The organism is Leptolyngbya sp. FACHB-60 (assembly GCF_014695775.1).
Lineage (GTDB): Bacteria > Cyanobacteriota > Cyanobacteriia > Phormidesmidales > Phormidesmidaceae > Nodosilinea.
In genome coordinates, this window is record NZ_JACJOX010000020.1 from 96,664 (window position 1) to 114,495 (window position 17,832).

Sequence of the window (17,832 nt, forward strand, 5' to 3'; positions counted from 1 at the left end):
ATCGCAGTTCGGATGTCCTATTCGGATGTCCTAGGCCGACTCGATTCTGGTTTAGTCAACTTACTGTGAGCCGCTTGTCAGGCTCGCTTGACTAACACTTAACTCCATTGTGACCAATGTAACACCATTGCCCATAAAACATTCCGTATCTGTCATTGCTGCTAACGCCGACTCACTCAACCCCACTACCCAACCCATCGGCTGGCTAAACCGACCGGCTCCTGAGCACCGTTAATAACTTAAGAAAGTGCTCAGGCAGGGGGGCGATCGCCACCACCGTCTCCCCCGTCGCTGGATGGCGCAACTCTAGCCGCTCGGCATGGAGCGCCTGACCGGGCAAATTCACCCCTACATCGCGCCCTGTGCCGTAGGTGGGATCACCAACAATAGGATGGCCCATGTGGGTACTGTGGACCCGAATCTGGTGGGTGCGCCCAGTTTCTAGGCGAAAGCGCAGCAGCGAGAAGTTGCCCAGGCGTTCTTCTATCTGCCAGTGGGTAACGGCGGTGCGGCCTTTTTCTAAAGGAACGACGGCATTCTTTTTGCGATCGGCGGGGTGACGGCCTAGGGGCGCGTCAACGGTACCGGAGTTACTTTTGGGCGCGCCGTAGACTAGGCCTAGATATTCGCGGCGGGCAGTTTTGGCCTTCATCTGGGCTTGCAGATCGCTGTGGGCCAGGTCGGTTTTGGCGACGACGATCGCCCCAGTGGTGTTTTTGTCGAGCCGGTGCACAATGCCCGGGCGCTGCACGCCGCCAATGCCCAGCAGTTGGTCACCACAGTGAGCCAGTACGGCATTGACCAGGGTGCCGCTCATGTTGCCCGGGGCGGGATGCACCACCAATCCAGCGGGCTTGTTGAGAATAATCAAATGCTCGTCTTCGTAAAGAATATCGAGGGGAATGGCCTCAGCAGCTAGCTCCAGCGGGCGGGGCTCAGGAATGGTGAGGCGAATGCGATCGCCCACCTGCACCGCCTCTTTTTTGTTGGTGCAGAGCTGCCCGTTGAGCTGCACATATTCCCAATCGATCAGCTTTTGGATGCGGTTGCGGGAAAGTTCGTTCACGTTGGCGGTCAGCCAGCGATCGAGCCGTTCGGGGTCGGGGACAGTGACGGTGAGTTCGAGGGTTTGGTCGGCGATGGCTGAGGGACTGAGCGCGGTAGGAGTTCTATAATCCATCATAATTCGCTCTTTTCTTGGACACGTTCTATGAGCACCAGCCCTGCAACGTTAACCGCCCTGCTACCCGGTCAACTGCGCCGCATCCACCACCTGGCGTTGAACGTGAAGGATATGAATGCTTCGCGGCGCTTCTACGGCGGATTGCTGGGCCTCAAGGAGTTAACCGGGGATGAGGTAGATGACACGCTTAAGGAACTGGTAGCCACGGGCAAGGTTGCTAACTTTGTCACCCCTGATGGCCTAATTCTCGATTTGTTTGGTGCCCCCGATCTAGAACCACCCGATCCCGATCCCGAAAAATCCTTTACCCGCGCTTACCATCTGGCCTTTGATATTGACCCCACGCAGTTCGAGCAGGCCTTGGCAGTACTAGAGGTGAATGGGGTAGCGATCGCCCACGGCCCTGTCACCCGACCCACCGGGCGCGGCGTCTACTTTTATGACCCTGACGGCTTTATGGTAGAAATTCGCTGCGACCCAGTTGAGACTTAAAGCATGACACTATCGAAGAAAGAGAGCCTTGTAGAGCAGCTCAATCGCCAGGGTTGAGCACGGCTAGAGGAGTTCTTGAGTCAGGCTAAAGGGTTGCTATGATTAAGCGGTCAGGATTGGAGTTCGCTTAACTCATCTCTTCCAGTAACGCCTGAAGGACATTCCATGCGATTTAAGGCTCGATCTGACAAGCGTGATTTGCCCGAGATCAACCTCGTGCCCATGATGGACGTCTTAATGACGATCCTGGTATTTTTCATCATTATTTCGATGACGGCTGAGTTTAATCAGCAAGCAGTCGATATTCAATTGCCCTCAACCGAATCGGGCAGTAGTGACGTTGATCAACCCGACCCGCTCATCGTTGAGTTAGATCAACAAGAGCAGCTTTACTTGGCAGGGCAGCCCGTTGATCCAGCCACGATGGCGCAGCAAATTCAGCAGTATCTCGCTGAAGATCCGAAGGGCGTTATTGTCTTAAAAGCTGATTATCAGCTGAGCTATCAGCAAATTGTCGAAGTGCTGGGGCCAATGCGAGAGGTTGGCGGTGCCCAGGTTTCTCTAGCGATTGAATAACGAACCAGCAAAAAACATCGTCCCCCAGTGAGTCACTCACTGGGGGACGATGTTGAGCAGATTACCGAACCAGAACCGGTTTTTCGACCTGGTAGGTGGCGAGAATGCGCTCGGCCATCTGGGGTGGGGTCAACCCCAACGCCGCCTTCGACTGGTCGGGGGAGGCATGATCTACCAGCACATCGGGCACGCCGATGCGCAGCACCGAGGCAGGCACCTGGGCATCCAAAATCGACTCGGCCACGGCAGAACCAAAGCCACCCATTAGGCAACCCTCTTCGAGGGTCACGACTTTGCCAATTTCCCGCGCCAGGGGCAAAATTAGCTCCTCGTCGAGGGGTTTGGCGAAGCGGGCGTTGACCACAGTGGCCTCAATGCCGTGCTCACTGAGAATCTCGGCGGTTTGCATGGCGGGGTACACCATTGAACCGTAGCCCAGCAGCAGGACGTCGTCGCCCTGGCGCAGCACTTCCGCTTCACCAATCGGCAGCGGCTCCCAGCCCTCTTCCATTAAGGGAGCACCGTAGCCGCTACCTCGGGGATAGCGCATGGCGATCGCACCCGCTTTATAATCAATCCCGGTCACCATCATCCGCTGCATCTCAGCCTCATCCTTAGGGGCCATCAGCACAATGTTGGGAATGCAGCGTAGGTAGGCGATATCGTAGAGCCCCTGGTGGGTTGGCCCATCGGCCCCGACAATGCCTGCCCGGTCGAGGCAGAAGAACACCGGCAACTTTTGAATGCAGACATCATGGACAATCTGGTCAAAGCCGCGCTGCAAGAACGTGGAGTAGATGGCCGCAACGGGGCGCATGCCCTCGCAAGCCAAACCAGCCGCCAGGGTGATGGCGTGCTGCTCGGCGATGCCCACGTCGATGTACTGCTTGGGCAGAGCCTGCTGGAGCTTGTCTAGCCCGGTGCCCGTAGCCATGGCGGCAGTGATGCCGACAATTTTGGGGTTGTCTTCAGCCAGCTTAATTAGGGTTTCAGCAAACACCTTCGAGTAGCTGGGGGGCTTGGGCTTAGTTGAGGGAATGCCTTTGCCGGTGGAGAGGTTAAAGGGCGACTGGGCGTGGTAGCCGACCTGGTCTTTTTCGGCGATCGCATAGCCCTTGCCTTTGGTGGTCGCCACATGAACCAGCACGGGGCCGGTGTGCTTGTGGGCTTCTTTGAAGGTGGCAATCAATTCTTGCAGGTTGTGGCCATCCACCGGTCCCATGTAGGTAAAGCCTAGCTCCTCAAACACGGCCCCTACCTTGGGCACCGCTAGGCGCTTCATGCCTTCCTTAACCCGATCCAGCTCGGGCGACAGCGACTCACCTAAAAAGGGCAGGTGCTTGAACTGCTCTTCGAGGTTATCGGTAAGGAACTGCACCGGCAGGCTGAGGCGCATTTTGTTGAGGTAGCGCGGAATTGCCCCCACGTTGGGTGAAATCGACATTTCGTTGTCGTTGAGCACCACCAGCAGATTGGTGTGGGGCAGGTGCCCAGCGTGGTTGATGGCCTCTAGGGCCATACCGCCGGTGAGCGCCCCGTCGCCGATAATGGCCGCCACCTTATAGTTGTCGCCGCTAAGATCGCGGGCCAGGGCCATGCCCAAAGCCGCAGAAATACTGGTGGAGGCATGCCCCGCACCAAAGTGGTCAAACTTGCTCTCGCTGCGCTTGAGGTAGCCCGCCACCCCGTCTTTCTGGCGCAGGGTGTGAAAGTCGTGGTAGCGCCCGGTGATCAGCTTGTGGGGATAGGCTTGGTGGCCCACATCCCAGGTGACTTTGTCGCGATCGAGGTCGAGGGTTTGATACAGGGCCAAGGTCAGCTCCACCACTCCAAGACCGGGGCCCAAGTGCCCCCCACTAGCCGCCACGGTTTCCAGATGCTTTTCGCGAATCTGGCGGGCCACGTCTTCGAGCTGGCGAATAGATAGACCGTGGAGTTGATTGGGGTGAGTTACGTCACTCAGGTGCATACTGCCTTAACCTCTGCGTCACGAAATTGAGTTTTTCCTGCTACTCTTCACTGTAGAAGATTCAACGACCAAGAAACATTGAGGAGGGCAGGCATTGATTAAACCAATGCTGCCTAGGCTAAATTGAGAGAGCTAATCCTCTGTAATTAATTGATCAACAGACTGTAACCGCTAATTACGTCCGTTAACCAAGCGATATAACCTTTAACGTTCTGTTATGGTTCATTTTCTAGCTTTTGTTACCCATCGCCAGTGCCTAGCAATACCGTTCGCCCTGATCACAGGGCTGACGACTTCTATGGTGCTTATCTCCGCTCCCCAAGCGATCGCCAACGATTTTGAATCCTGCGCCAGTCGCTTAATTGAGGCTGGTGTTGCTGGGCCTGCGGCAGCCGGGGCCTGCGGCCAAGCCCTGCACCCCATTGATTTGGCAAGCTGCACCGTTGATGTCATCGGTGTCGCTGAAGTAGATGCCGAGCAGGCTCTAGTGGCTTGCCAGAGCGATCGCCGCCCCCAAGATCTAGCCACCTGCATCGGTGATATTCACCAGGGGTTAGAGGTGGCCAACTCCACCGCCGTGCTGAACAACTGCCGCCGCAGCGTGCTGCCCGTGCGTTTTTCTGACTGCGTTGTGGGCGTAGCTACCGCCGCCGACCTGGCCGTGGCCGACTCTATGACCCAGTGTATTGCCGCCGGCTACCGCCCGGAGGATGTTGCTCCTACCTTCATTTTTTCTCGCTAGCCCTGGCACTGATGCTCTAAGGCTGTCAGCTGGCTCGACGGGGTAGCCCAGATTGGGTTTAACAAAAATCCGTTGAGCCGATTGAGCAGCGGGAGAGGTGTAGTAGAAGCGATCGCTGGGAGCTACCACCACCGAAGCTAAAACGGACATAGGGTTGCACTAAAGCATGGGCGCTAACTAATGAACTGCACCACAATAATGCCAATGGCCCAGGCAAAGAAAATCCAGGTGATTAAGCTTGTCATCGTTACTCCTGCCCAACAATTCTTTTGGCAATAAAAAAACTCTTTCGCTCTAATGTAGTTTGGATACTTGAGTGATTCCGAGGGCAGAAAACCGAACTCGTTGCAGCGACGAGCCGTTCACAAAATCTCTCCACAGGGAAAGTCATTCAAGGACAGGAAGAAAAATGGGTGCTGGGGTTTACTCTCCTGGGTTGAGTCGCGTATAGTAGTAGACTGTGTCTGTGATAAAAAGGTCTTACGGCTAGAGAAACCAAATGGCTAAGAAAAGCATGATTGCGCGGGAGCGCAAGCGGGAAAAGATAGTAGCGCAATACGCTAAGAAGCGTGAGGCTCTGCTAGAAGAGTTTGACAAAGCTGCCAACCAGCAAGAGAAGGTGGCAGTCCACCGCAAGATTCAGCAACTTCCCCGCAACAGCGCGCCGACTCGCCTGCACAACCGCTGCTGGATGACCGGTCGCCCCCGGGGCTACTACCGCGACTTCGGTCTGTGCCGCAATAAGCTGCGCGAGATGGCTCACCAAGGCCTGCTGCCTGGGGTCGTTAAGTCGAGCTGGTAAGGCGGTCTCGCTGTTTGAACCAACCTAAGGCTTCTGTAAAAGTCTTAGGTTGGTTATTTGAAAGGGGCTTGAGCAATTCTCAAGCCCCTTTTTGCTTGAGAATTACGTGACTCGCGTAACCATCTATCCCCAAATCTCGGCCATCACCAGAACAAAACCGGACAGAACCTCTTCTCCAGAGAGCTGTTCTGGCTGGCTCAAATACTCTGTAGGTCGGCCCAAACGGTAGATTTCTACTCGTTTTTCCTGGGGATCGATTAGCCAGCCTAGCCGCACGCCACAGTCGCGATACTCAGCCATCTTGTGCTGAAGGGTGGCCAGTTTGTCAGTGGCCGATCGCAGCTCGATCACGAAATCGGGAGCCAAGGGTAAGAACCTGGCAGGGTCTGGGGCCAAAGCTTCAATGCGCGATTTTTCTACCCAGGCCACATCCGGCGAGCGATCGGCCCCGTTGGGGAGCGAGAACCCGGTGGAAGAGTCAAACACGATACCCAACCGAGCTTGACGATTCCATAGATTCAGGTTTGTGGTTAAGTCTGCGTTGCGCTGACCAGACTCCCAGCCAGTGGGTGGCATGAGGATTAAATCTCCTGTACTGCTGCGCTCGAGGCAAATGTCGTGGTTAACTTTGCACAGCTCATAGAACTGTTCGCGGGTAAGCCGCACCACTGGGTCGAGGGTTAGGGTCAGTGAAGTCATAGCCCTAGGATAACGACTGATCGCTGTGGGTTAGTTAATGTTGCTCTCGGCATCGCCACCGTCGGATAGCCTGCCCACGCGGCTCGCCTCCAGAGTGGTGGAGCGGCCGCAGCAGCGATCGATTCCCAAGCTATCAAACAGGAGGTCGCCCACGGCGTTGGCGACGGTAAACTCGCCGTAGAAACTTTCAGAAAAATCAAAGGCTTGCAGCTCAGTCAAGATCGCCATCACCAGCGAGCCGACATCGTTTTCGCCCTCCATGCGCTGGCGGACAAACACCTGCGAAACGCGCTCGGCGATTTTGCGGTTGGCTGGTTCCGGCAGATACTCTGCATTCAGCCAGGTCAACAACGCTGCTTTGAGCCACTGCCCCTCCTGTTGAGCATCCTCTGGCGGCGGCAGCATAATGGGGCTAAGGGGGTCAGTCATCGAGTTGCGGGTTAAGGAAACCGAGAAAAACCTTTTGTACACTCAATACTACTGCCTTAGATTCCTGCCTTAGAGTGAAGGCGGCTGAGCGTCAAGAAACATTACTTGCCTGCCCCTTGAGCACCCATCTACTCAAACTATTGTGAACTCCATCAAGTACGACCTAGATGCCATCATTCGCGGTTACTCCCAGGGGTATTTTTTAATGGCCGATGGCGAGGGCGACGACCTGGGCTGGTACTCTAGCCGCCAGCGCACGCTGATTCCGCTAGACGATCGCTTTCGCTATCCCAAATCGCTGCGGCGCTCGCTCAACCAAAACCGCTTTCGAGTCGCCATTAACCAGGCCTTTGAGGAGGTGGTCAGTGGCTGCGCCGATCGCGACACCACTTGGATTTCGAATGAACTCAGGCAGGTCTATACCGAACTCTACCGAGCGGGCTTGGCCTACAGCTTTGAAACCTGGCAAGGGGATGAACTGGCAGGGGGCATCCTCGGCCTGGTAATTGGCGGGGCGTTTATTGGCGAGTCGATGTTTTTTCGAATTTCTGAGGGGTCTAAGGTGGCGATGGTAAAGCTGGTCGAACACCTACGTCAGCACCACTTTGCCCTGTTCGATGCCCAGATGATGAATCCCCACCTGGAGCGGTTTGGGGCCTACGTGATTGGCGATCGCGAGTACAAAAGCCTGCTCAAAGTAGCGCTAAAGCAAAACTGTAGCTTCCTCTAGTGCCTCTGTCTGGGCCTGGGGTGCCTCACAGCTGGGTAAGTCACCATACCAGCGCTGGGCCAGGCCATTGAGCTGGTCGAGAATGGCCACCAGTTCGCCCGCGCGCTCTGTCAAGCTGTAGGTGACCTGGGGCGGCACAGTGGGCTCGTAGTGACGGTCAACAATGCCCTCCTGCTCCAGCATCCGCAGGCGCTCGGTGAGCATTTTGGTCGAGATCCCTTCCACTTGGCGACGCAACGCCCCAAACCGCATAGGGCCATTTGTGGACAGCCTCCAGATGATGTACATGGTCCAGGGCCCTGACAGCAGGTTCATCAAAACGCTGACGGGGCAGGAGTTGCGATCGTTGGTCAATCGTGCCATAGGAGGTTGGGGACGGTTCAGAATGCTGTAAGCAGGGTACGGGCAGGCCTTAACCCGTTAACCTTGTCTTGCTCTGTTACCAGAATACTTCCTCCTTTCGCGAACCACTAGTTACTTTGAGGTTCCTACTTTACTTTGGTGAGTAGTTACTTTTAGTATCTAGGCGTAGCTTTCGCCGTACCGCTCTATGTCAACCATTGCAGTTGTTTACTTTTCTGGAGGTGGGCACACCCATCTCATGGCTGAAGCGATCACCGCTGGCGTGCGCGCAGCGGGCCACACCGCTGACCTGCTGCGCATTACTGGCGAGCAAATCACGGCTGGTCGCTGGCAAGATGATGCAGTTATGGCTCGCTTGGGCGCAGCTGACGCCATTGTGTTTGGCTCCCCTACCTATATGGGCGGCGTGGCGGCCCAGTTCAAAGCTTTTATCGACGGGGCTAGCTCTGCCTGGTTTGTGCAGCAGTGGAAGGACAAAATTGCCGCCGGTTTTACCCACTCCAGCTCCCCCAGTGGCGACAAGCAGGGCACGCTGCTGTATTTGTCTATCAATGCAGCCCAGCACGGCATGGTGTGGGTGGGGGCCGCCGACATGCCCAGCCAGTACCAGGGCAAAACCGACGGCGTCAACCGCCTGGACTCGTTCTTAGGAATTATGGGCCAGAGCCCCATGACGATGGATGGTAGCCCTGCTACCGTCGAGCCGGGCGATCGCCTCACCGCCGAGCTGTTTGGCCAGCGCATTGCCGCCGCCGCCGAGCGTTGGACCTCGCAAAAAGTGGCTGTTCCGGCCTAGGCCGACAATGCTTAGCTATCATGAGTGGTCTGCCGAGTTCTGAGAACGCCACCTGTTATTGCCGGGATGGGTCACTGTAAAGGGCTAAATGCACCTCGCCCCATTGGCACAGCGACTGCAACACCGGCACTAAGCTCCGGCCATAGTCGGTGAAAGAGTACTCTACCTTGGGAGATTTGCTCAGGTGCGAAATTCGCAGCACAATGCCATCAGCTTCTAATTCTCGAAGCTGCTGAGTAAGGACTTTTTCACTCACGTCAGGCATTAGGCGCTTCAGTTCACTAAAACGCTTTGCTTCGTCACGCAAATGCCAGAGAATCAAAATTTTCCACTTACCGCCCAGCACTTTTAGAGTTGCTTTAACAAACTCTGTTCCTTCGGTAGCTATCTCTGACATCGTTCATTTTGGCTAATCATAACGAAGGCTGGATACTTACGAAAAAGTAAGTACTTTGCAAACCCCAAGACTCAGTATACCGTTGTGAAAACTGGTTAGAAAAAGGCCGCTAAAATGCAGGTTCAGAACGCTGTCGCACTGGTAACTGGAGCCAATGGTGGTATCGGAAAACACTATATTGAAACTCTGCTAACGCTAGGAGCCGCTCGAATTTACGCTGGGGCCAGAAAAATCAGTAGTTTAGATGACTTAGTTGCCCTCAACCCCGATCGCATTATTCCCGTCGCCCTCGACATTACCGATCACAGCACCGTGGCAGCGGCGGTCGCCCAGTGCAGCGACGTCAATTTGCTAATTAACAATGCCGGGATTGGCTTACTTAAAGGCTTCATTTCTGCACCCGATCTCGCGGCTGCGCGGGCTGAAATGGAAGTAAATTATTTTGGTACGTTGACCATGTGCCGTGGGTTTGCGCCTGTGCTCAAGGCCAACGGTGGCGGTGCCATCGTCAATATGCTGAGCATTTTAGGCAGGGTCAACTTCCCTATGAACGCATCATACAGCGCCTCCAAGGGAGCAGGCTACATCTTGACTCAGGGAGTGCGGGCTGAGCTGGCAGCGCAAAATACCTTGGTGGTGGGCGTTATGCCTGCCACGGTAGATACCAAGGGCAGCCAAGATTTTCCGCCCCCTAAGGTGGCCCCAGTGACGGTAGCCCAAGAGGCGCTTCAAGCCGTGATTGATGGCGTGGAAGATGTTTACCCTGGCGAACAGGCAAAGGCGATCGCAGCCCAACTGCTCAGTGATCCCAAGGGGCTAGAGAAAGCAATGGCGGCAATGTTGCCCCAGTCAGCGTAAGCCTGGGAAGCAGGTTTCACGTTGCACCCCGCTAACTCCCGCCCCCATCCTGCATTCTCCAGGTCTTAAATACCGCTGACGTAGTAGTCGCGGGTGCCCTTGGCATTGAGGGCATCGCCCAGCCGATCTAGGGCGTGCACGTAGGCGGCAGTGCGCGGAGAAATTGCCAGCTCCTGGGCAATTTGCCAAATGCGCTCGCCCTCGGTCACCATCATGGTTTTGAGGCGGGCGTTGACATCCTCAATCGACCAGTAGAGACCGCTGCGGTTTTGCACCCATTCAAAGTAGCTGACGGTGACGCCGCCCGCATTGACCAAAATATCGGGGAAGACGTAGATGTCTTTGGCTTCTAGGATGCGATCGGCCTCAGAAGTCACAGGGCCATTGGCCACCTCAAAGATGTAGCGAGCCTGAATGGTATTGGCATTCTCGGCGGTAATTTGATTCTCCAGCGCCGCCGGAATCAAGATATCGACATCCAGGGCCAGCAGTTCGTCGTTGGTGAGCACGGAGTGATCGTTCACGATGTGGCATACGGTGCCTTCGCAGTACACCGCTTTGAGGCTGCGGGTTGAGGTCTTGAACTGCTGAATGCTAGGGATATCCAGCCCTGACGGGGAATAGACGCCGCCCTGGGAGTCGCTAACTGCCACAACCCGATAGCCAGCATCGAACAGCAGCCGGGCGATGACACTGCCGGCATTGCCAAACCCCTGCACCGCGACGGTAGTGTTTTGAGGCACCTGGCCAAATTTAGCCATCATTGCCTGTAGTACGTAGAAGGCTCCGGTGCCGGTGGCCGTGTCGCGCCCCTGACTGCCGCCCATGCTGAGGGGTTTGCCGGTAATTACCGCTGGGCTCAGCTTGCGGCAGATGATGCTGTACTGATCCATCATCCAGCCCATGATCATGGGGTTGGTGTAGACGTCAGGGGCGGGCACGTCGACATCGGGGCCGATAAAGTTGGCGATCGCATCAATATACCCTCGGCTTAAGCGCTCTAGCTCAAATTTCGACAGCTCCTTGGGGTTTACCGTGACGCCGCCTTTGGCCCCGCCCAGGGGCAAATTTAGCGCCGCGCACTTAAAGGTCATCCAAAACGCTAGCGACTGGACCTCGTCAAGGTTGACATCGGGGTGAAAGCGAATGCCGCCCTTGGTAGGGCCGCGTGTGTCGTCATAGCGCACTCGGTAGCCCTGAAAGACCTTCAGGGTGCCGTTGTCCATCCGCACCGGAATCGACACGGTGAGACTGGCCTTGGGATATCGCAGCCGTTCAGAGGCATCGTCAGAGATAGAAACGTACTTAAGCGCCCGCTCTAGACGGCGGTTAGCATCAGACAAAATAGAGGCCATAAACAAACACCAGGGGATGAAGGGATTGGTGAGCAGCAAATGTGGCTGCTGTTATTAAGGTGCCGCTAGGTCGAATCGACTCAGTCAAATAGCAATATTTTGTATTGTAAGCTACCGTTTTAATCCCCCTGTGCTCTGTTCACTCACCTATCTCCTTCACCTTCCCCACTCCCTCATCTCAGTGCCAAACAGGTTCGCTCTGTCAGAAGGGCAGGAAAATGCTGCTCAGCTCAAGTTGTCTTCACAGCTCCAGCGGGGCGCGATCCAGTGAATTTTCGCTGGCGCTAAGTGCAACCTCCTATTGCGAAGCACAACAAACCTTATCGAGGCGTAAAGGTTCAGCCTAAATAGTGGCTGTTAGCGGTGGGTTCTCGGAGAATGGGGTCATGCACCCAGGCCCGGTGCCCCAAAGCGGGCCTGGTTCCTCTTATGTATAAGGACTATTTCTATGAACAACCCCCAAGAAGTGCTTGAGCACCTCAAGCAGCTCGAAAAAGTCAATACAGTACAAAGCGCCCTATATCGCGAAGAGGCTCAGGCATTGCTGGCCGATGACACCGTTAGTCTGAAGTGGCGACAGGCGATCGCCGATCGCCTCAACCGAGCCAACCACGATCTGGCCCTGCACACCGTCTCCAGCGAAGACAGCTACTAGGCTTTAATCTTTAGCCCTATTAAGCCCGGCGGAGCAAAGTCTCCGTCGGGCTTTTGACTGCCTGCGATCGCCCTAACTATGCCACAGTCTCAAATTACCGCTGGCGCAGTCTGAACTGAACTCAGGGAATCTGCGGCCCAGCTACTTCCCCAACCGGGGGTGAAAAGCCCCATGGCTCCACTCTCAGCAACTGCTCCAGACATCGCCAAATCTTCGGCTGCCAGCGCCGGCATTGCACCATTGCCAGGCTGCAAGTACCCTGCCTCAAGGAGGCTAGTCTGAAACACATCTGCCAGCAGCTCGTGCACGGTGGTCGTGGGGTGCTGCTGATCCCACCAGAAGTAGCCAGGGTCGTCGAGCAGCCCTTGGTTGATCAGCGGGTCAGTGACGTTGGTAAAACCAAATTCCGCCGGAGCGCCGATAATCTCGGTGGTCAACCCAAACAGATCGACTGGGATGATGTCGGTCGTAGCGGACAGAGTTTTCTCCAACACATCTAACGTATTGGCCAAACCAGCATTAAACGACTGGCTAAGTGCAGTGGCCTGAGCGCCGGTGCCATTGTCCAGGGCGCGGGGCGTCAGACCCAAGTTCGGCAGGTTGGGCACCAAAAACGTATCGGCCCCCCGCGCTGCCAGGCTGCTAATGGCCGTGGTGATATTCTGCACTGAGGTGGCGAGAAAGGCTGGAATCGCAGCGGGGTCGCTGGGTAAGTTAAACAAATCGTTGGCCCCGGCCCACACGACATAGAGACTGTCAGGGTTGGCCGCGCCTTCCCCAAGGCCGCCCAGATAGCTATCAACTTCGTCGAGCAAGCCTGGCAGGTTAGCCTCTGTGCCTGTGAGTGCACCGATCACGGGGTCGAGGCCGTTGTCTCGGCCCGTGGTCGCTCCCCCCACGGCAAAGTTTTGCACCTCGGTGGGCTCTAGTCCGATGTCGCTGACCAGGTAGTCAACCCAAATGTCGCCGTTAGAAAACCGGCCTTCAGAATAGGGCAAGGGCGGGAAAAAGCCCGTCAACCCAAACAGGTTGCCAGGGTCTGACAGACTATCGCCAAAGATCGTCAGGCCGTTAAAGCTGGGCACCAGCGCCTGGGTTTGAAAACTCTCAGGCGTGAGACTGGTGGCCTCCACATTCAGGAGAATGACGCTGGGCTCTGGCTGGTCCAGGTAGCGCAGGGTGGTATTGGCCCCCTGCTGGGCGATCGCAATCTGCCCGAAACTCAAGCCCCCTGGCAGCAGGAAGCGATCGACTCTAGAATCAAAATCCACCACGGTATCGACCCGGCCATCGTTTTTGAGCACAACCGTATCCTGCCCCGGCCCGGTAAAGAGCTGGTTGTTGCCCACCCCCCCATCGAGAACGTCATTGCCCAGGCCACCTAGCAGCCAATCGTCTCCTTCGGCCCCAAACAGCTGTTTGTTACCCCAGAGGCCGACTAAAATCTCGTCTTCTGTGCCACCGTTGAGAGCATCATCGCCAAAGCCACTGACCAAAACAGTACTGCCAAAAATATCAAGGGGGCCAAGACCAGCAAGAAACGGATTTAAAAAAGACGGTAAAAGCGATGCCATAACGCCTCCGGATAGTTAGATAGCTCAAAAGGACCATGCCCAAGTTAGCGAACAGCAGACCTGCATGACTCACACTTTAGGCTGACTGAGCACCACGTTTACACCCAGCAAAATTAACCCCATACTGGCCATCATCGTCGCCGTCAGCGGCTCTCGAAAAAACAGCCAGGCCAGCCCCGCCACAAAGATCGGCACCAAACTATAGACCACGCTGGCGGTGCGGGTGGGGCCAACCTGCTGAATGCTGAGGTTAAACAATAAATAGGCCACCCCCGACGCGGCCACCCCCATATACAAAATGGCGACCATTGAGGCTAGAGATAGAGTCGCCAGCTGCTGCCACCAGCGCTCCAGTGTAGCCAGCCCCAAGAGCTGCCCTACCCCGGCCACAGCGGCATAAAAAGTAATCGTCAACCCCGAGTAGCGTTGGCTGAGCTGCTTGATAATCAGGGAATACACTACCCAGCACAGCACGGCGCACAGCATCAGCCCATCGCCTCGATTGAGTTCTAGGGTAAGTAAGGTAGTGATGTTGCCCCGAGTCAGCAGGGTTAGCACCCCCAGCAGCGCCAGCACAATGCCGCCGTACTGGCGGCGGGTCAGCCGCTCGCCAATAAACAGCGCCGCCATCACCCCCGTCACCACTGGATTAAAGGCGTTGATAATGGCGGTGTTAGCTGTGGCTGTGTAGCGCAGGCTGCTAAAGAAAAAATAGTGATAACCCACCACCCCAAATAAACCCAATAGCGCCATCGCTCCCCAGTCGGCGCGGGCGACGGTGAGGGCTTTAATCGGCTGAGCACAGCGGGCAATAAATAGGCCCAACACCCCCATGGCAATGACGTAGCGCAGCAGTGAGGTGGTCAGCGGCCCCAGATCGACTGTGGTGTATTTGCCTGCTATGAAGCTGCCCGCAAACAAAAAGCTGGTGAGAACAGGCAGCAAAACCTTGAGTTTGAGCATCGATCAATCCTACATAGAGCAACCCAGTTCGGGAACCCGTACAGAGGCTTTGTTGCGATCGCCCCCCTGGCGTCGTAAATTAGCACTCGGAGCTTGTGAGTGCTAAGCTCCAAACAACATGTGTAATACGTCTGAGCGGGGCACGGTTTATCCCCAGACGTTGTCTTAATAGCAAATCCGGAGAAAGCATTGTATGGCAGCTATCACTTTGGCGGCATCTAGCGTTAAGCCCCTAGCCGATCGAGTTTTGATTAAAGTAAGTGCGTCCGAAGAGACCACCGCTGGCGGCATTCTGCTACCTGACACCGCCAAGGAAAAGCCTCAGGTGGGCGAGATCACCGCCGTAGGCCCCGGTAAAACCGACGATAAAGGCACCCGCCAAGCGCTGGAAGTCAAGGTTGGCGACAAGGTGCTCTATTCCAAGTATGCCGGTACCGACATCAAGCTGGGCGGCGACGAGTTTGTGCTGCTGTCTGAGAAAGACATCCTTGCCGTTCTCGGCTAAACCAATTCTGGATTTGAGATTTGGTGCGGGTGCTCTGTAGGCAATCCGTAGGATGGGCACTGCCCACCATCAGCCCTGGCAAGTTCCGTTGGGTTCCGCAAACGCTTCACCCAACCTACTAAGCTGAACTCCTAAATTCTGACTCTTAAATTCCCTTCACGTTTTTGCATTCACCTCTTATCTTCTTTTCGGAGAATATCGAATTTATGGCTAAGCGCATTGTTTACAACGAAAATGCTCGTCGCGCCCTCGAAAGGGGTATGGACATTCTGACCGAGGCTGTTGCCGTGACCCTTGGCCCCAAAGGCCGCAACGTGGTGCTCGAAAAGAAATTTGGCGCGCCCCAGATCGTCAACGACGGCGTCACCATCGCCAAAGAAATTGAACTCGAAGACAACATCGAGAACACCGGCGTAGCCCTGATTCGTCAGGCCGCTTCTAAAACCAATGACGCTGCTGGCGACGGCACCACCACCGCTACGGTGCTCGCCCACGCCATGGTTAAAGAAGGGATGCGTAACGTCGCCGCCGGCGCTAACGCGATTTCGCTGAAGCGCGGCATCGACAAAGCCACCGCGTTTCTAGTCGAAAAAATTGCTGAGCACGCCCGTCCCGTTGGCGATTCTAAGTCGATCGCTCAGGTAGGCTCCATCTCCGCCGGTAACGACGAAGAAGTGGGTGCGATGATCGCCGAAGCCATGGAGAAAGTGGGCCGCGAAGGCGTCATCTCTCTGGAAGAAGGCAAGTCGATGACCACCGAACTGGAGGTCACCGAAGGGATGCGCTTTGACAAGGGCTATGTCTCTCCCTACTTTGTCACCGACACCGAGCGCATGGAAGCGGTGCTGGATGAGCCCTACATTCTGATCACCGACAAGAAAATTGCCCTGGTGCAGGATCTGGTGCCCGTGCTTGAGCAAGTCGCTCGCTCCGGTCGTCCCCTGATCATCATTGCCGAAGACATTGAGAAAGAGGCCCTGGCTACCCTGGTGGTCAACCGTCTGCGCGGTGTGCTGAATGTGGCCGCTGTGAAAGCACCTGGGTTTGGCGATCGCCGCAAGGCCATGCTTGAAGACATCGCTGTGCTGACCGGCGGCCAGGTGATCTCCGAAGATACTGGCCTCAAGCTCGACAACACCAAGCTCGACATGCTGGGTCAGGCTCGTCGCCTCACCATCACCAAAGACACCACCACCATCGTCGCCGAAGGCAACGAGAAGGATGTCAAGGCCCGCTGTGAGCAAATTCGTCGTCAGATCGACGAAACCGAGTCGACCTACGACAAAGAGAAGCTGCAAGAGCGTCTGGCTAAGCTGTCCGGCGGTGTGGCCGTAATCAAGGTCGGTGCTGCCACCGAAACCGAGATGAAGGACCGCAAGCTGCGCCTCGAAGACGCCATCAACGCCACCAAGGCAGCGGTTGAAGAAGGCATCGTCCCCGGCGGCGGTACCACCCTGGCTCACCTAGTACCAGCCCTGACCGAGTGGCTCGAAGCTAATCTCACCGCTGAAGAGCACACTGGCGCTGCGATCGTGGCTCGTGCCCTGGCCGCTCCTCTGATGCGCATTGCCCAGAACGCTGGCCAAAACGGTGCCGTAATCGCCGAGCGCGTCAAAGAGAAGGACTTCAACGTTGGCTACAACGCTGCCAACGGTGAGTTCGTCGATATGTTTGACGCTGGTATCGTTGACCCTGCTAAGGTGACCCGCTCTGCCCTGCAGAACGCGGCCTCCATCGCTGGCATGGTGCTGACCACCGAGTGCATTGTGGTCGATCTGCCCGAATCCAAGGAAGGCGCTCCCGCAGGCGCTGGCATGGGCGGCGACTTCGACTACTAAGTTAGCTTCTAGGCCTCTTACTGGAGGCCAGAGCTAACTAATAAAAAGCCGCCCTGAGTTAGGGCGGCTTTTTTAATGTTTAGATTTCAGGCAAACTGGGTTTGAGGTTCTAGTTGCTCCGTCGTTGGTAGGCAACTCGTTGCGACTCAATGCCAATACTTAGCGGAAATTGCAGGTAGTGCCAGCCCACAGGTCTTCGACAACGGCATCGGGTTCAGCAGAGCTGAGAATTCCAAACAGGTTGCCCGTGGAAAACTCTGTGCCCAGGGTGCTTTCCATCACCTCGATGGTGTAGGCGGTCTCTAGGTCGCTGCGGGTTGAGCCAACGCCTACACCGTTCATGGTCGTCAGGGTCACCCCAGTGCTGGGTCGGGTCGACCAACCAATGAACTCACCGTCAGCGGAGTGCATCGCCAATCCGTTTGACCATTGGGTAATGGTCTGGGGGCCGGAGCCACATTCGCTGTTTTCTCCCGATTCTGTGGGTTCTCCTGCGATCCGGGTGACAGCCTCTTCAGCAACGGCCATCTCGGTGCCAAAGTCGAGAGCATCGGTGGAGCCTGTTTGCTCATCCACCACTCGCAGCCCTTCTACTGCTAAAGCCAATACAAAACTAGTCTCTGTGGCCGGGTCCATAGGGGCCGGGTCGACCGGGTCAGTATTTGCCATAGGGTCTGTGCCGTTGGCATTGGCGGAGTCGGGCGTGCGGGTACAGGCGGCGGTCGTCAGTAGCAGGGTAAGCCCTAGGGGTAACAGGGCAGAAAGGCGAAAGGTTGATTTAATCATGATCTATTAAAACGTTATTAGCAACACAAAAACGAGTTTATAGCTGTCGCCATGGAGATTAGGACGTGCTGCATAGCCCTTAGCGCGATCGCTATACACGATTGCGCCGTTTCAGTTTTT

19 protein-coding genes and 1 pseudogene are annotated in these 17,832 nt (G+C 55.9%); 10 read left to right on the top strand and 10 right to left on the bottom strand.

Annotated elements, in window-relative coordinates; translation table 11 throughout:
• Positions 1-205: 205 nt before the first annotated feature.
• Positions 206-1,180 carry an RluA family pseudouridine synthase gene (locus tag H6F57_RS07370; RefSeq protein ID WP_199289591.1) on the bottom strand — a complete coding sequence of 325 codons (975 nt, stop codon included), beginning with the start codon at positions 1,178-1,180 and terminating at the stop codon, positions 206-208.
• A gap of 30 nt (positions 1,181-1,210) precedes the next feature.
• Here H6F57_RS07370 and H6F57_RS07375 point away from each other — a divergent pair, with 30 nt between their 5' ends.
• Entirely contained in the window at positions 1,211-1,675 is a 465-nt protein-coding gene (locus tag H6F57_RS07375; protein WP_190625629.1) for a VOC family protein, read from the top strand.
• 198 nt (positions 1,676-1,873) lie between these two features.
• Positions 1,874-2,251 (top strand): biopolymer transporter ExbD, encoded by a 378-nt coding sequence (locus H6F57_RS07380; protein WP_199292402.1) that lies wholly within the window; start codon positions 1,874-1,876, stop codon positions 2,249-2,251.
• A 61-nt stretch (positions 2,252-2,312) separates the two neighbouring features.
• On the opposite strand, the gene dxs is transcribed toward H6F57_RS07380, so the two are convergent.
• A complete protein-coding gene (dxs, locus tag H6F57_RS07385) occupies positions 2,313-4,220 on the bottom strand; it encodes a 1-deoxy-D-xylulose-5-phosphate synthase (protein ID WP_190625631.1) in 1,908 nt (635 codons plus the stop codon).
• A 217-nt stretch (positions 4,221-4,437) separates the two neighbouring features.
• Here dxs and H6F57_RS07390 point away from each other — a divergent pair, with 217 nt between their 5' ends.
• Both H6F57_RS07390 and rpsN read left to right on the top strand, forming a co-directional pair.
• The gene (locus tag H6F57_RS07390) at positions 4,438-4,962 is read left to right on the top strand and encodes a hypothetical protein (RefSeq protein ID WP_190625632.1); all 525 of its coding nucleotides are present in this window, start codon (positions 4,438-4,440) and stop codon (positions 4,960-4,962) included.
• Between the two features lie 499 nt (positions 4,963-5,461).
• Positions 5,462-5,764: a 30S ribosomal protein S14 gene (gene rpsN, locus H6F57_RS07395; RefSeq protein WP_190625633.1), complete on the top strand. Its 303-nt coding sequence runs from the start codon at positions 5,462-5,464 to the stop codon at positions 5,762-5,764.
• 123 nt (positions 5,765-5,887) lie between these two features.
• On the opposite strand, the gene H6F57_RS07400 is transcribed toward rpsN, so the two are convergent.
• Both H6F57_RS07400 and H6F57_RS07405 read right to left on the bottom strand, forming a co-directional pair.
• A complete protein-coding gene (locus H6F57_RS07400) occupies positions 5,888-6,463 on the bottom strand; it encodes a Uma2 family endonuclease (protein ID WP_190625634.1) in 576 nt (191 codons plus the stop codon).
• 102 nt (positions 6,464-6,565) lie between these two features.
• Positions 6,566-6,892, bottom strand: a pseudogene (locus H6F57_RS07405) (hypothetical protein); the annotation flags it as partial.
• A 151-nt stretch (positions 6,893-7,043) separates the two neighbouring features.
• Here H6F57_RS07405 and aat point away from each other — a divergent pair.
• Positions 7,044-7,622: a leucyl/phenylalanyl-tRNA--protein transferase gene (gene aat, locus H6F57_RS07410; RefSeq protein WP_190625724.1), complete on the top strand. Its 579-nt coding sequence runs from the start codon at positions 7,044-7,046 to the stop codon at positions 7,620-7,622.
• On the opposite strand, the gene H6F57_RS07415 is transcribed toward aat, so the two are convergent.
• Positions 7,596-7,985: a helix-turn-helix domain-containing protein gene (locus H6F57_RS07415; RefSeq protein ID WP_190625636.1), complete on the bottom strand. Its 390-nt coding sequence runs from the start codon at positions 7,983-7,985 to the stop codon at positions 7,596-7,598. The genes aat and H6F57_RS07415 overlap by 27 nt on opposite strands.
• 187 nt (positions 7,986-8,172) lie before the next feature.
• Between H6F57_RS07415 and H6F57_RS07420 the strand changes: the two genes are divergently transcribed.
• A complete protein-coding gene (locus H6F57_RS07420) occupies positions 8,173-8,781 on the top strand; it encodes a flavodoxin family protein (RefSeq protein ID WP_190625637.1) in 609 nt (202 codons plus the stop codon).
• Between the two features lie 55 nt (positions 8,782-8,836).
• Here the strand turns inward: H6F57_RS07420 and H6F57_RS07425 are convergent, their stop codons facing one another.
• Positions 8,837-9,178: a helix-turn-helix domain-containing protein gene (locus H6F57_RS07425; RefSeq protein ID WP_190625638.1), complete on the bottom strand. Its 342-nt coding sequence runs from the start codon at positions 9,176-9,178 to the stop codon at positions 8,837-8,839.
• Positions 9,179-9,292: 114 nt separating this feature from the next.
• On the opposite strand from H6F57_RS07425, the gene H6F57_RS07430 reads away from it, so the two are divergent.
• Positions 9,293-10,036: an SDR family oxidoreductase gene (locus H6F57_RS07430; protein WP_190625639.1), complete on the top strand. Its 744-nt coding sequence runs from the start codon at positions 9,293-9,295 to the stop codon at positions 10,034-10,036.
• 65 nt (positions 10,037-10,101) lie between these two features.
• Here H6F57_RS07430 and H6F57_RS07435 read toward each other — a convergent pair whose 3' ends face one another.
• On the bottom strand, positions 10,102-11,391 hold the full coding sequence (locus H6F57_RS07435) for a Glu/Leu/Phe/Val dehydrogenase (RefSeq protein ID WP_190625725.1): 1,290 nt from the start codon (positions 11,389-11,391) through the stop codon (positions 10,102-10,104).
• A 448-nt stretch (positions 11,392-11,839) separates the two neighbouring features.
• On the opposite strand from H6F57_RS07435, the gene H6F57_RS07440 reads away from it, so the two are divergent.
• On the top strand, positions 11,840-12,046 hold the full coding sequence (locus H6F57_RS07440; RefSeq protein WP_190625640.1) for a hypothetical protein: 207 nt from the start codon (positions 11,840-11,842) through the stop codon (positions 12,044-12,046).
• Positions 12,047-12,135: 89 nt separating this feature from the next.
• Here H6F57_RS07440 and H6F57_RS07445 read toward each other — a convergent pair whose 3' ends face one another.
• Both H6F57_RS07445 and H6F57_RS07450 read right to left on the bottom strand, forming a co-directional pair.
• Positions 12,136-13,620 carry an SGNH/GDSL hydrolase family protein gene (locus H6F57_RS07445; RefSeq protein ID WP_190625641.1) on the bottom strand — a complete coding sequence of 495 codons (1,485 nt, stop codon included), beginning with the start codon at positions 13,618-13,620 and terminating at the stop codon, positions 12,136-12,138.
• 69 nt (positions 13,621-13,689) lie between these two features.
• Positions 13,690-14,583: a DMT family transporter gene (locus tag H6F57_RS07450; RefSeq protein ID WP_190625642.1), complete on the bottom strand. Its 894-nt coding sequence runs from the start codon at positions 14,581-14,583 to the stop codon at positions 13,690-13,692.
• A 193-nt stretch (positions 14,584-14,776) separates the two neighbouring features.
• Between H6F57_RS07450 and groES the strand changes: the two genes are divergently transcribed.
• Both groES and groL read left to right on the top strand, forming a co-directional pair.
• Positions 14,777-15,088 carry a co-chaperone GroES gene (gene groES / locus H6F57_RS07455; RefSeq protein ID WP_190625643.1) on the top strand — a complete coding sequence of 104 codons (312 nt, stop codon included), beginning with the start codon at positions 14,777-14,779 and terminating at the stop codon, positions 15,086-15,088.
• 206 nt (positions 15,089-15,294) lie between these two features.
• Positions 15,295-16,926 carry a chaperonin GroEL gene (groL, locus tag H6F57_RS07460; protein WP_190625644.1) on the top strand — a complete coding sequence of 544 codons (1,632 nt, stop codon included), beginning with the start codon at positions 15,295-15,297 and terminating at the stop codon, positions 16,924-16,926.
• 159 nt (positions 16,927-17,085) lie between these two features.
• Here the strand turns inward: groL and H6F57_RS07465 are convergent, their stop codons facing one another.
• Entirely contained in the window at positions 17,086-17,712 is a 627-nt protein-coding gene (locus tag H6F57_RS07465; protein WP_190625645.1) for a hypothetical protein, read from the bottom strand.
• Positions 17,713-17,832: the final 120 nt, after the last annotated feature.

Bases quoted from the DNA above. Each gene is read 5' to 3' on its own strand.
- H6F57_RS07370 (WP_199289591.1), bottom strand. From the start codon at position 1,180: ATGGATTATAGAACTCCTACCGCGCTCAGTCCCTCAGCCATCGCCGAC.
- H6F57_RS07375 (WP_190625629.1), top strand. From the start codon at position 1,211: ATGAGCACCAGCCCTGCAACGTTAACCGCCCTGCTACCCGGTCAACTG.
- dxs (WP_190625631.1), bottom strand. From the start codon at position 4,220: ATGCACCTGAGTGACGTAACTCACCCCAATCAACTCCACGGTCTATCT.
- H6F57_RS07390 (WP_190625632.1), top strand. From the start codon at position 4,438: ATGGTTCATTTTCTAGCTTTTGTTACCCATCGCCAGTGCCTAGCAATA.
- rpsN (WP_190625633.1), top strand. From the start codon at position 5,462: ATGGCTAAGAAAAGCATGATTGCGCGGGAGCGCAAGCGGGAAAAGATA.
- H6F57_RS07400 (WP_190625634.1), bottom strand. From the start codon at position 6,463: ATGACTTCACTGACCCTAACCCTCGACCCAGTGGTGCGGCTTACCCGC.
- H6F57_RS07415 (WP_190625636.1), bottom strand. From the start codon at position 7,985: ATGGCACGATTGACCAACGATCGCAACTCCTGCCCCGTCAGCGTTTTG.
- H6F57_RS07420 (WP_190625637.1), top strand. From the start codon at position 8,173: ATGTCAACCATTGCAGTTGTTTACTTTTCTGGAGGTGGGCACACCCAT.
- H6F57_RS07425 (WP_190625638.1), bottom strand. From the start codon at position 9,178: ATGTCAGAGATAGCTACCGAAGGAACAGAGTTTGTTAAAGCAACTCTA.
- H6F57_RS07430 (WP_190625639.1), top strand. From the start codon at position 9,293: ATGCAGGTTCAGAACGCTGTCGCACTGGTAACTGGAGCCAATGGTGGT.
- H6F57_RS07435 (WP_190625725.1), bottom strand. From the start codon at position 11,391: ATGGCCTCTATTTTGTCTGATGCTAACCGCCGTCTAGAGCGGGCGCTT.
- H6F57_RS07440 (WP_190625640.1), top strand. From the start codon at position 11,840: ATGAACAACCCCCAAGAAGTGCTTGAGCACCTCAAGCAGCTCGAAAAA.
- H6F57_RS07445 (WP_190625641.1), bottom strand. From the start codon at position 13,620: ATGGCATCGCTTTTACCGTCTTTTTTAAATCCGTTTCTTGCTGGTCTT.
- H6F57_RS07450 (WP_190625642.1), bottom strand. From the start codon at position 14,583: ATGCTCAAACTCAAGGTTTTGCTGCCTGTTCTCACCAGCTTTTTGTTT.
- groES (WP_190625643.1), top strand. From the start codon at position 14,777: ATGGCAGCTATCACTTTGGCGGCATCTAGCGTTAAGCCCCTAGCCGAT.
- groL (WP_190625644.1), top strand. From the start codon at position 15,295: ATGGCTAAGCGCATTGTTTACAACGAAAATGCTCGTCGCGCCCTCGAA.
- H6F57_RS07465 (WP_190625645.1), bottom strand. From the start codon at position 17,712: ATGATTAAATCAACCTTTCGCCTTTCTGCCCTGTTACCCCTAGGGCTT.